Annotated in this window: 16 protein-coding genes; 5 read left to right on the top strand and 11 right to left on the bottom strand. The window is 72.3% G+C overall.

Annotation, left to right across the window (positions count from 1 at the left end):
• On the top strand, window positions 1–372 hold a 372-nt coding region (locus tag AB0J52_RS13290; protein WP_500181835.1), incomplete at its 5' end, for a MarR family winged helix-turn-helix transcriptional regulator.
• Window positions 373–458: 86 nt separating this feature from the next.
• Here the strand turns inward: AB0J52_RS13290 and AB0J52_RS13295 are convergent.
• From AB0J52_RS13295 to AB0J52_RS13320, 6 genes are all read right to left on the bottom strand, one after another.
• Window positions 459–1,376, bottom strand: a complete 918-nt coding sequence (locus AB0J52_RS13295; RefSeq protein WP_500181836.1) for a peptidoglycan recognition protein family protein — start codon at window positions 1,374–1,376, stop codon at window positions 459–461.
• A gap of 231 nt (window positions 1,377–1,607) precedes the next feature.
• A complete protein-coding gene (rplI, locus tag AB0J52_RS13300) occupies window positions 1,608–2,054 on the bottom strand; it encodes a 50S ribosomal protein L9 (protein ID WP_500181837.1) in 447 nt (148 codons plus the stop codon).
• Between the two features lie 19 nt (window positions 2,055–2,073).
• Window positions 2,074–2,310 carry a 30S ribosomal protein S18 gene (gene rpsR, locus AB0J52_RS13305; protein ID WP_026403973.1) on the bottom strand — a complete coding sequence of 79 codons (237 nt, stop codon included), beginning with the start codon at window positions 2,308–2,310 and terminating at the stop codon, window positions 2,074–2,076.
• 57 nt (window positions 2,311–2,367) lie between these two features.
• On the bottom strand, window positions 2,368–2,916 hold the full coding sequence (locus tag AB0J52_RS13310; RefSeq protein WP_500181838.1) for a single-stranded DNA-binding protein: 549 nt from the start codon (window positions 2,914–2,916) through the stop codon (window positions 2,368–2,370).
• A 41-nt stretch (window positions 2,917–2,957) separates the two neighbouring features.
• Entirely contained in the window at window positions 2,958–3,248 is a 291-nt protein-coding gene (gene rpsF / locus AB0J52_RS13315) for a 30S ribosomal protein S6 (RefSeq protein WP_500181839.1), read from the bottom strand.
• Between the two features lie 265 nt (window positions 3,249–3,513).
• Window positions 3,514–3,684: a hypothetical protein gene (locus AB0J52_RS13320; RefSeq protein WP_500181840.1), complete on the bottom strand. Its 171-nt coding sequence runs from the start codon at window positions 3,682–3,684 to the stop codon at window positions 3,514–3,516.
• Window positions 3,685–3,920: 236 nt separating this feature from the next.
• Between AB0J52_RS13320 and AB0J52_RS13325 the strand changes: the two genes are divergently transcribed.
• The 3 genes from AB0J52_RS13325 (at window position 3,921) to AB0J52_RS13335 (ending at window position 5,738) form a co-directional block, all read left to right on the top strand.
• Entirely contained in the window at window positions 3,921–4,229 is a 309-nt protein-coding gene (locus AB0J52_RS13325) for a hypothetical protein (RefSeq protein ID WP_500181841.1), read from the top strand.
• 37 nt (window positions 4,230–4,266) lie between these two features.
• Window positions 4,267–5,040 carry a deoxyribonuclease IV gene (locus AB0J52_RS13330; protein ID WP_500181842.1) on the top strand — a complete coding sequence of 258 codons (774 nt, stop codon included), beginning with the start codon at window positions 4,267–4,269 and terminating at the stop codon, window positions 5,038–5,040.
• Between the two features lie 296 nt (window positions 5,041–5,336).
• Entirely contained in the window at window positions 5,337–5,738 is a 402-nt protein-coding gene (locus AB0J52_RS13335) for a DUF4190 domain-containing protein (RefSeq protein WP_500181843.1), read from the top strand.
• A gap of 119 nt (window positions 5,739–5,857) precedes the next feature.
• Here the strand turns inward: AB0J52_RS13335 and AB0J52_RS13340 are convergent, their stop codons facing one another.
• The 5 genes from AB0J52_RS13340 to AB0J52_RS13360 form a co-directional block, all read right to left on the bottom strand.
• Complete coding sequence (locus AB0J52_RS13340; RefSeq protein ID WP_500181844.1) at window positions 5,858–6,325, bottom strand: barstar family protein; 468 nt, start codon at window positions 6,323–6,325, stop codon at window positions 5,858–5,860.
• A gap of 60 nt (window positions 6,326–6,385) precedes the next feature.
• Window positions 6,386–6,865, bottom strand: coding sequence for a guanyl-specific ribonuclease (locus tag AB0J52_RS13345; RefSeq protein WP_500181845.1), 480 nt, complete (start codon window positions 6,863–6,865; stop codon window positions 6,386–6,388).
• A gap of 127 nt (window positions 6,866–6,992) precedes the next feature.
• Window positions 6,993–7,847 carry a D-alanyl-D-alanine carboxypeptidase family protein gene (locus tag AB0J52_RS13350; protein WP_500181846.1) on the bottom strand — a complete coding sequence of 285 codons (855 nt, stop codon included), beginning with the start codon at window positions 7,845–7,847 and terminating at the stop codon, window positions 6,993–6,995.
• 190 nt (window positions 7,848–8,037) lie between these two features.
• Window positions 8,038–8,481 carry a hypothetical protein gene (locus tag AB0J52_RS13355; protein WP_500181847.1) on the bottom strand — a complete coding sequence of 148 codons (444 nt, stop codon included), beginning with the start codon at window positions 8,479–8,481 and terminating at the stop codon, window positions 8,038–8,040.
• Between the two features lie 105 nt (window positions 8,482–8,586).
• Window positions 8,587–9,996 carry a hypothetical protein gene (locus AB0J52_RS13360; RefSeq protein ID WP_500181848.1) on the bottom strand — a complete coding sequence of 470 codons (1,410 nt, stop codon included), beginning with the start codon at window positions 9,994–9,996 and terminating at the stop codon, window positions 8,587–8,589.
• 90 nt (window positions 9,997–10,086) lie between these two features.
• Here AB0J52_RS13360 and AB0J52_RS13365 point away from each other — a divergent pair.
• Window positions 10,087–11,301, top strand: a 1,215-nt coding sequence (locus tag AB0J52_RS13365) for a serine/threonine-protein kinase (RefSeq protein ID WP_500181849.1), incomplete at its 3' end; no start/stop codon positions are given.

Below are 11,301 nucleotides of genomic sequence, written 5' to 3' on the forward strand. Positions count from 1 at the left end.
CGGCTCGCGGCCGACCGGCGCTGCCTGGCCGCCGCCGGGATCACCACGGCCCAGCTCGGCGCGCTCTTCGCCGTCCAGGACCGGCCCGGCCTCACCCAGCGCGACCTCGCCCGGACGCTCGGCCTGCGCGAGTCCGCCGTCACCGCGCTCGTCGGCCGGCTGACCTCGGCGGACCTGATCGTCCGCGAGCCGCACCCGGACGAGCACCGGGCGGTCGTCCTGCGGCTCTCACCCGGCGGCGAGGCCGCCCTGCGCGCCGCGCAGCCGACGATCGACGCGTTCAACGGCGAGTTGCGCGCCGTCCTCGGCGATGCCGCGTTCACCGGCACCGCCGCCGCCCTCAGCCGTCTCGTCCACGACGGCATCGACTGACCCCCTCGCCGGCCCCGCACCCCGGCGATCACATCACCGCAGGTCAAGCGGCCAGAACCGGCCTCCTGGTGACGCTGGGAGGGCCTTCAGTGGCGCCGGGAGGACCCTGGGAAGCCCTTGAGATCCTTGGGCAGGGTCAACGCCTGATCGCTCGGCCGCTCCGCCGGATGGGCACCGGCCCCAGGCGGTGGGGCGTCCGCCCCCGACAACGGCACACGGATGTCCGGCTCCAGTGCCGCGTCCGGCGAGGAGAGGCGCAGGGTCACATCGGCGCGCAGGTCGGGCAGGAGCGAGTAGAACCGGTCGCCGGGACAGTCGGTGTCGCTCAGGTCGCGGTGCCCGACGATCGCCGCCGCCGGGTGCAGGTTGTACCGGTCGCACAGCCAGGCGCAGACCTCGACGAGGGAGGACCAGAGGGCGTCCGGCGGATCCTCGGAGCCGTAGGTGCCCTCGTTCTCGATCCCGAGCGTGTGGGAGTTGTGGTTGAGAGCCTGGGCGCCGAGGACGAGCTTCTTCGCGCGGATGGCGCGCAGGCTGCGGTTGCGTCCCTCCATGACGATCCCGCCGCGGCTGATGGTGAGCTGCTGGCCCGTGTCGTCCCAGCCGCGCCCGTCCATGTGGAAGCGCTGGATGTCGCGGGACAGCCGGTAGGCGTGCTCGACGGAGGTGTCGGGCGAGTTCGGCGTCGCGGTGTGGTGGACGACGACCCGGTCGGGCGCCCGGTTCATGATCGTGGCCGGACGTCGCGGTGGACGGGCCTTCCAGTCGGACCGGGGATGGACCTCCGGCGTCGGCGCCCCCTGCTTGTGCCGGCTCACGTCGTCCGCGCTCCGCGTCGCCCCGGACGCTGAGGCGTCAGCGGACGCGCCGCCGCCATGTCCACGGGGCGTGGGTCGGGGCCGGGGCCCGGGGGCGTTCGTCGCCATGGCCCTATTCTGCGGCCCGCACAGCGCGTCCACGGTCCAGGCGCCGAGGACGCCGACCAGCAGGCCACGCCGCGTCACCACCTGGAGCAGACCCGGCAGACCCCGTGGATCGGCCTGATCCGGCTCTCCTGGCTCTTCCGATGCGAGACCGTGCATGCCGACCCTTCCGAACCACCGATGTGGTTACGGAAAGTAGTCTCACCGCGGGTCCCATCCCAAGCACCCGGAGGTTCGCTGACGTTTAACATGAAACGGAAACGGCCGGACCCCCGCGAGCGGGGATCCGGCCGTCCTGGTGCCGGGGCGGACTCAGCCCTCGAGGACGTTGACGTCGATCGAGGCGCTGACCTCCGGGTGCAGCCGGACGCTGACCCGGTGGGTGCCGACGGTCTTGATCGGGTTGCCGATCTCGATCCGGCGCTTGTCCAGCTCGGGGCCGTCGGCGGCCTGGACCGCGGCGGCGATGTCGGCGGCGGTCACGGCGCCGAACAGGCGGCCGTTGCTGCCGGTGCGGGTGCGCAGGTTGACCTTGAGGGCCTGCAGCCGGCCGGCGATCTCCTTGGCGTGCTCGACGGTCGCGATCTCGCGGGCCGAACGCGCCTTCTTGATCGAGGCGATCTGCTTCTCGGCGCCGCGGGTCCACTGGATCGCGAAGCCGCGCGGGACGAGGTAGTTGCGGCCGTAGCCGTCGCGGACCTCGATGACGTCGCCGGGCTCGCCGAGGCCGGAGACCTGCTGGGTCAGGATGAGCTTCATGTTGTCACTTCCCCCTGACTCAGCGCGCGGTGCTGGTGTAGGGCAGCAGCGCCATCTCACGGGCGTTCTTGATCGCCGTGGCGACGTCGCGCTGGTGCTGGGTGCAGTTGCCGGTCACGCGACGGGCGCGGATCTTGCCGCGGTCGGAGATGAACTTCCGCAGCAGGACCGTGTCCTTGTAGTCGACGTAGGAGATCTTCTCCTGGCAGAACACGCAAACCTTCTTCTTCGGCTTGCGCGGAGGTGGCTTCGCCATCGTGGTGCTCCTTTGGGGAGAGCCCCGCTCACGCGGGAATGGACGTGGTGTGAATGGTTAGAAGGGGGGGTCGTCGGAGAACCCGCCGCCCCCGCCGCCGGTCGCCCAGGGGTCTTCGGCCGGGGCCCCGGAGGAGCCCCCCTGGCCGCCGCCGCCGAAACCGCCGCCGGACTGGCCGCCCTGACCGCCCTGGCCGCCGAAGCCGCCACCGCCGCCGAAGCCCCCTCCGCCGCCGCCCTGCCGCTGGGTCTTGTTGACCTTGGCGGTGGCGTTGCGCAGGGACGGGCCGACCTCGTCGACCTCGATCTCGAAGACGGTGCGCTTCTCACCCTCGCGCGTCTCGTACGAGCGCTGCTTGAGCCGGCCCTGGACGATCACCCGCATGCCGCGCTGCAGGCTCTCGGCGCAGTTCTCCGCCGCCTGCCGCCAGACGTTGCAGGTCAGGAACAGCGCCTCGCCGTCCTTCCAGTCGTTCGACTGGCGGTCGAAGAACCGCGGGGTCGAGGCGATGCGGAAGGAAGCGACGGCCTGGCCGCTCGCGGTGAAACGCAGATTCGGGTCCTCGACGAGGTTCCCGACGATCGTGATTACGGTGTCGCCTGCCATGGGGCTTCGCTCCGGCTGGTGTTGGGCTGGACCGCTCCGGCTCAGTGGACCTCGGGGCGGATGACCTTGGTACGAAGGATCGTCTCGCTGAGGTTGAGCTGACGGTCGAGCTCCTTGACCGTCGCGGGCTCAGCCGTGAGGTCGATCACCGCGTAGATGCCTTCGGACTTCTTCAGGATGTCGTAGGACAGCCGGCGGCGGCCCCAGACATCGACCTTCTCGACGCTCCCGCCGTCGTCCTTGACGACCTTCAGGAACGGGTCGAGAGCGGCACCGGCGGTGCGCTCGTCGATCGCGGGGTCGAGGATGGTCATGAGTTCGTAGCGACGCATGCTTGTCCCTACCTCCTCTGGACTGATGCGGTCACGGTCTCTCCGTGACAGGAGGGCTTCTTGCGTCCTTCGCGGCCGCGCCTCCGAGAGGCGCCCGTCCGCACCGGCGGACCGGCCGCGAGACCGATACAGGCTATCAAGCCTCGGCAGCGTGCGAGCCATTCCGGTGCTCCCGCCCCTGGACCGGAGTCGACGGACCCGAACCGGTCGACCAGGGCACCCTCGCGCAGGGCACCAGGGCGCCGGGACGGGCTCGACGCCGGCCTCAGCGCCGGGCGGACGCGGCGTGCTGTGCCGGACGGGCGCAGCGGCGGCGTTCGAGCTCGGCCATGATGTCGACCATCCGCGCCCGCATGCGCGCGGTCTGGGTCGTCAGCATGGACAGTTCCTCGACGAGCTCGGCGTCGCCGATGACCGCCAGTTCGCTCTCCCTCATGATCAGCCCCTCCCCCGGCCGGACACGTCCGGTCGAATTCCTGTTCGACGTTACCGGGTGCCGCCGACATTTTCCGCGCGCCCGCTCCGGATTGACCCCCGCCCCGTCCGGGAATCTCTGGGACGTGCACGGCCCGCGCCGCCTCGGGCGTCCGGCGGGCACGGCACGGGCATGCGATCCGCTCGATCCACGCGATCGACCGAGTCACACCGCACCTATCCCAAGGGGGTGTCCCGATGCCACAGGAGGTAGCCGGGCGCAGGAGCGAACGCGGGGCCGTCGGAGCCCGCCCCGCCGAGCGGCACATGTTCCAGGACGGGCTGGCCGGCGGTGCGATCGTGCTGGGCCTGCTCGCGCTGGTCCTCGGCTGGATCCCCGCGACGCACTTCTTCGGGGCGCTCGCCGGGGTGATCGGCTTCCCCCTCGCCCTGTACTCCCAGCTGACGTCCAAGACGACCGGCGAGCGGTGGCTGAACGTCGTCGGGCTGGTCGGCTCGTTCGTCGGATTCGGCTTCGCGCTGCGCCACGGCGGCTTCATGATCTGAGGTCAGGGGGCCGGCGGGCGGGGATAGGCTCGGTGGCATGCGCATCGGAGCCCATGTCGACCAGACCCGTCCGCTCGACAGCGCCCGCGCCCGGAACGCGGACGTCGTCCAGTTCTTCCTGGGCGACCCGCAGGGCTGGAAGAAGCCGGTCGTCCCCGAGGGCGCGGCCGACCTGGCGGGCTCCGGCGTGGACGTCTACGTGCACGCGCCGTACGTCATCAACGTCGCCACGTCCAACAACCGGATCCGGATCCCGAGCCGCAAGCTGCTCGCCCAGCACCTGGAGGGCGCGGCGTCGATCGGCGCGAAGGGCCTGATCGTGCACGGCGGGCACGTGCTGAAGGACGACGACCCGGAGACCGGCTTCGAGAACTGGCGCAAGGTCTTCGAGCGGCTGGACGACGTCCCGGTGCCGGTGCTGATCGAGAACACGGCGGGCGGCGGCAACGCGATGGCCCGCAAGTTCGACCGGATCGCCCGGCTCTGGGAGGTCCTGTCGGGCGTCCCGGGCCTGGACTCCAAGGTCGGCTTCTGCCTGGACACCTGCCACGCGCACGCCGCGGGCGAGGAACTGATCGACGCGGTCGACCGGATCAAGGCGATCACCGGGCGGATCGACCTGGTGCACTGCAACGACAGCCGGGACGCGTTCGCGTCGGGCGCCGACCGGCACGCCAACCTGGGCTCGGGGACGATCGACCCGGAGCTGATCCTCGGCGTGGTGCGCGGGGCGGGCGCCCCGGTCGTCGTCGAGACCCCGTCCGACGGCCAGGCCGCCGACATCGCCTTCCTCCGCGACAACCTCTCCTGACCGTCCCGGGGCGGCTTTCGGCTTCTCTTCCTTCCGTCCGCGGACGGCTGGTCTCGCGTGCCCTCGATTCTCGGGGGGCCGCTCACCGGCCCAGGGCTTCGGCGGTGCGGGCGGTTGGCCAGTGTCGGCCGGGCACGGCGGGAACTCCGGAGACACGGAGGGAACCCCCGCAGGGGACGCACCATCTAATATCGCGCAGACCCGATGTCACGACACACTGGCATAATCCGGATCCCCTACCACCAGCGCACGCGAAGTTGCTTCGACGGCGGGCGCGCGACCCGATCGGGAAGTCAATGGCACAGCCCCCCTACGACCCGTACGGCGGTTACGGGCAGGACCCGTACGCCGCCCAGCAGCCCCAGCCGTACGCCCAGCCCGCGCCGGTGCCCGCGCCCGTCCAGCACAACTACTACGGCGGGCCCGCGGCCGCCCCGCCGAACAACGGCATGGCGACCGCCTCGATGGTGCTGGGCCTGATCGGGATCATCTTCTGCGGCTTCACCTCGGTGCTCGCCATCATCTTCGGGCACATCGCCCAGAGCCAGATCAAGCGGACCGGCGAGGGCGGCGCCGGCATGGCGACGGCCGGCCTGGTGCTCGGCTACATCGTCACCGTCGGCTGGCTCATCGTCTGGATCTTCTACATCGGCCTCTGGGCGGCCCTCGTCGGCTCGTCCTCGACGTCCACGTACTGACCGGGGCCGTCGTCCGCCCGGTCGGGACGTCCGGTTCCCGCGGCTCGCCGTGCCGCGGGCGCGCGGCGGGCGGGCACGGAACGGCCGGCCGGACAGACGGCCGGCGAACGGGGTGATCGTCAGGTGAGCCGGGGGACGCCGGCCACCTCGACTCCGACGCTCGACAGCATGACCACCATCGGCGTCCGCGTGTCGCGCCAGTACGCGACGGCCTCGGCGAACACGTCCAGGGCCGTGCGGAACGACGCCTGGTCGGCGTCGGCGAGCTCGGCCCAGGACTCGTAGAGCACCACGTAGCCCCTGTCGGCCGGGGCCCAGGAGAGATCGGTGAGGCAGTCCTGCAGGGCGTCCCAGTTCTTCCCGAACCAGTCCGGCAGGTCGAACGCGCCGGCGCACAGGCGCAGGAAGCCGTCCTTGTCGCGGGCGCGGCGGCCGTCCAGGTGGAACGGACGCCAGCCCTCCTCCGCGGCGCGCTCCATCCAGCCGAGGTCGCGGACCGCGCCGTGCCCCGGGGACGCCCGCCACTGGTAGACGCCCGGCTTGAGGCGTCCGGTCAGCAGCTCGTCGAGCGCTTGGTTCGCGTCCACGTCATCTCCCCGAACTCCGTTTCCGTTCGTGCGCCGGCCGGTCGCCGTCCGCCGGGCGGGTCATCCCCCGCTGACCCGGACGAAACTGCGGTAGTGGTCCTGGGTGTAGTAGCGCTCGCCGCCCCGCCCGCCGATCAGGCGACGCGCCCCGCGGTCGCCCGCGCCCGGCGTCGGAACGGTGTACTCCCGGTAGTACCCGCTCGGCTCGGCCGGCAGCCGGTGCTCCCGGTTCGCGAAGACCGTGCCGTCCTTGCGGTAGGGGAACGGCCCGCCCGCGTCGATCAGTTTCAGGGTGCGCCGCGCCTCGGCGGGCAGGCTCGACGCCGGGACGGTGCGGAACGTGTCGCGCGTCCCGGGCGGGCGGGCGCCCTTGGCGGCTCCGCTGCTCTGCCGGACGCCGCCGGGGCGTCCGGACGTCGTCCCGGACGCGTTCGCGTCGCCGCCGGACGTCCCGCCGCAGGCCGCGAGCCCGGTCAGGGCCAGCAGCGGCGCGAGGACCAGGGCGAGCAGGGTCCGTCGAAGCCTTCGGCCGAGCGTCATCTGTGCGCAACCCCTTTCCACCCGGTGATCGTCGCATACGGCGCGGAGCGTCCCTCCCGTCCGACGCGCTGACCTGCGAATTCCGGCGTGTCGCTCGGCGCGGGGCAGCGGGAGGAGACCTGCGGGGTCAGTGGTAGGCCCAGTCGAGCATGCGGGACGCGTCGCGGAAGCGCCGGCCGGGCCTGGTGCGGGAGCTGTCGAGGACGGCTCCGTAGACCGTGTGCCCGTAGCGGCGCGCGGCGAACAGGAAGCTGTAACCGGCCTGGGACGTGTATCCGCTCTTGATCCCGAGCAGGCCCGGGTAGCGGCCGAGGAGGTCGTCGGTGGTGTACCAGTGGTAGCGGCGGTGCGTCCGGGACGCGCGGACGACGTACTGGTCGCGCCGCACGATGTCCCGGAACTCCCGGAGCCGCATGGCGTACCGCCCGAGTGCCACCAGGTCGCGGGCCGTGGACCAGCCGGGGGCGGGCGGGAGGCCGGCCGGATCGTTGAAGTGCGTGGAGCGCAGGCCGAGGCGGCGCGCGGTCCGGTTCATCTTGCGGACGAAGCGCGCCCGCCCGGGTCCGTAGGCGTTGGCGAGGGCCGACGCCGCGTCGCAGCCGGACGGAACCAGCATCGCGCCGAGCAGCTCGCGGGCGGTCAACCGGTCGCCCACGCGTAGACGCGCGGTCGAGCCGTGCCGTCCCATCGCGTAGGCGGCGTCGGCGGGACGGACGCGGACGCGCCGCCCGAGTCCGCCTTCGCCCAGCACGACCACGGCCGTCATCACCTTGGTGATGCTGCCGATCGGGAGGCGCGTCCGGGCGTTGCGGGCCCAGAGCATATGGCCGGACGTCGCGTCCGTCAGGAAGGCCGAGCGGGCGTGGACTCCCCGGGGCCCGCGGTCGCCCCCGCTCGCCGCCGCCGCGCCGGCGGACGGGGTGAGGCCGGTGAGGGCGAGGCCCAGACCGACCGGAGCGGCGATGAGGAGCGTGATCCGCATGATCGGGTGACTACCCCGCTGACCAGCGAATCCCTTCGACGCTTCCGAGATTTGACCATGCCGGTCCGGAACCTGGCGACATGTGCCCACGGCCGTCCGGACGGGGAACGGAGACGGCGGGACGCGCCCCGGGGGCCGGAGTGCGTCCCGCCGTCCTCACGCGTGGCCCCTGGCCTCCGGCGGTCGCCGGTCAGCGGACGAGCCGCCAGACGTGGACCTTGCCGCACTTCAGGTTCTTGAAGGTCACGCCGTGGTTCGGATGGCTGATGACCTTGTCGGCCCAGCACAGCTTGGCCGCGAGGCGGCCGGTCTCGGGAGCGCTGAAGGTCGCCTTGTAGGGCGCGTTGGACTTCGTGATGTTCACCCCCGGACGGCCCCACTTGCCGCTCTTGCTCGCCTGCCGGTGCCAGAAGACCAGGTACTTGCCGTTCTTGGCGGTCTTCCGCAGGTTGAGAGTGGACTTGAAGCCCTTGCTGGAGATCGTGTACGCCCCGCTGGCATGGCCGCCCTTCACCGACAGGCTCCAGCCGTGCGCCTTCGCCGCGTGCGCTTCGGCCGGGGCCGCCATGGCGGTACCGGTCGTCAGCGCGCCGACGAGTCCCATCGTGCCGAGAGCCAGTGCGGTTCGCCGCATGTTTCCTCCTCGGTTGGGGTTGACGATCCGCCACCTTGCCGAGGTTCCGGAAGGCATGCAAGCGCCCCGGGGTGAAACAGCCCAGCCATGGGGTGGACGTTGTGCTTACCCGGCCCAGCCACCCGAGGTGAAGGTGAGCAACTGCAGGACGGCGAACGGGACGGCCGCCGCGACGACCGCTCCGAACAGCCACCGGTGACGCAGCGCGAGCATCCCGAACCACAGCCACAGCGGCCACCACAGCAGCGTCGCGCGCCCGATCGACAGGTAGTAGGACGACGTCATCAGGGCCCCGAGCTGCAGCCCGACGTAGACCAGTTCCGGCCAGCGCCGCCGGTACAGCAGGTAGAGCGAGAGCAGCACGCCGACGACCGCCGCGAAGATCTCGATACGGAACGCGAGCGTGAACTCGTAGTCGGTCTCGAAGGCCGAGCGCCAGGTGAGCGAGAACGCGTCCCACGGCATCGTGAACTCGCGGTGCCAGCCCGCCTCCTGCGCGTGCTGCCAGGCCATCCAGTCGCCCGTCCGGTGCCACTGGTAGACGGTGTAGACGATCAGCGGGGTGAACGGGAGGGCCAGCCAGGCGAGCGGCCGCCACCCGTGCTCGCGCCGACCGCGCCGTCCGACCACGTACTCCGCGATCATCGCGAGGGCCAGGAAGAGACCGGTGATCCGGACGGCCGAGGCGGGTGTGGCGAGCAGCGCCGCCCAGGCCCACCGGCCGCGCCGCGCCATCAGCCACGCGGGCAGCGCGAACGCCAGGAACAGCGACTCGGAGTAGCCCGCGAACAGGAACACCGCAGCAGGACCCGCCAGCATCGCCGCGACCGCGCCGGCCCCGACCGTCCCGGACTCGCCTCCCGCCCGGTCATCGGCGGTACGGGACTCATCGTGCAGGTCGGACTCGCCGGTTCCGCTGCTGCCGTTCGCCGTGTGAGCGTTGGCGGACGGCCTGCGGAGCGTCATCCGCGCGGCGGCCACGCCGGTCGCGTGGACGCCGCGTTGGACCGTGCCACCCTCTCCCCCGTGGCCCGCCGCCCTGTCGGCCCTGTCATCCTCGGAGTGGGAGCCGCCTCGGGACGTCAGCCCGGAGAGCCGAGCCCGGAACGCGCCCCGGCGCAGCGGCCGGGCCCTCAGCTCGTCCTCCGCCAGCCGACCGAGCGCGACGGCCGCGACACCGCCCGCGACGAACGAGATGACCAGCCCCGCGAGCTTGTAGTCACCGCCCGTGAATATCCCGACGAGCTTGAGCGCGAGCGGATAACCAGGGAAGAATGCGGGCCAACCGGGGTCGAACTTCTCGCCGGGCACTCCCCCGTAACCGTAGGTCGCGATGTTGAGGAAGCGCACCGCGTCCCACTGGGCCCAGCGATCCAGGTACGGCTTGCCGTCGTAGACCGACGGCAGCACCCGGGGCACGACGGCGGCGAAGAACATCACGCCGACCCAGGACCCGAGCCACAGGGCGAGCGCACGGCGGTCAGTCGGCCGGAGCCGGCCGATGGGTAGCCTCACGGTGCCATCAAATCCTGATCTTCGGGTGTTCGGTCGGCATACTCGCTCGTCTCACTCCGTAGTCCGCGAAACCAAAGGGGGCCCTGGCACATGGATCCGGGCGCGATCGGCGAACCGCTGGGGCCATGGGATCCCAGGAGGCTGGGCTCGTACGATATCCGCCGCAGGCTGGGCCGGGGCGGGCAAGGTGTCGTCTATCTGGCCGAACCCGCCGACGACGGGCCGGGCGGCGGCGGTGAGCACAGGTCGGACGGGCACGGGCTGGTCGACCACGGGCCGGGCGACCACGGGCTGGTCGCGATCAAGCTGCTCGGCGGCGACGCGCCGGGCGCGGTGTCGGACGACGTGGCCCGCCGGTTCGCCCGCGAGGCGGACGCGGCGATGGCCGTCGCGCAGTTCTGCACCGCCCGCGTCCTGTCGGTCGGCACCGACCAGGGACGGCCGTTCCTGGTGAGCGAGTACGTGCCCGGCCTGTCGCTGCAGGCCCTGGTCACCGAGCGCGGTCCCCGCACCGGCTCCGACCTGGACCGGATCGCCGTCGCCACCGCGACCGCGCTCGTCGCGATCCACCAGGCGGGCGTCGTGCACCGCGACTTCAAGCCGGCCAACGTGATCATGGGGCCGGACGGCCCGCGGGTGATCGACTTCGGCATCGCCCGCGCGTCCGGACCGGAGGCCGCCGCGACCACCGCGGTCGTCGGCACGCCCGCCTACATGGCGCCCGAGCAACTGGCCGGCACGTCCCCGAGCAGCGCCGTGGACGTGTTCGCCTGGGCGGCCACGCTCGTCTTCGTCGCCACCGGACGGCCCCCGTTCGGCGCGGACGCCATGACGACGCACCGCATCCTGCACGAGCGGCCCGAGCTGACCGGGGTGCCCGAGCGGCTGCTGCCGCTGGTCGGCGACTGCCTCGACAAGGACCCGTCCCGCCGTCCGACCGCCGAGCAACTGCTGCTGCGCCTGCTCACCGGCCGCGCCTCCGGGGCCGTCCCCGCGCAGCCGACCGCGTCGCAGATGCTCGGCCTGGGCGCCGACCTGGCCTCCAGCCCGCTCCAGTCCGGAGACCAGAGCGCCGCGGCCGATCCAGGCCGGCAGCCCCACGCCGGCGCGCAGGGTTTCCCCGGTGTCCCAGCGAGCCAGCGGGGCTTTCCGGGAGTCCCCGCGCAGCAGGGCTTTCCCGGAGTGCCCGCGCAGCAGCAAGGGTTTCCCGGTGTGCCTTCGGAAGGCGCGCAGTCCGGCGGTCAGGCGGGCTCGGCCCAGCCACCTGCGACCCAACCGGCTGCCACGCAGCCGCCCGCTTCGCAC

Origin of the sequence: Spirillospora sp. NPDC049652 (genome assembly GCF_040675125.1) — a bacterium.
GTDB lineage: Bacteria > Actinomycetota > Actinomycetes > Streptosporangiales > Streptosporangiaceae > Spirillospora.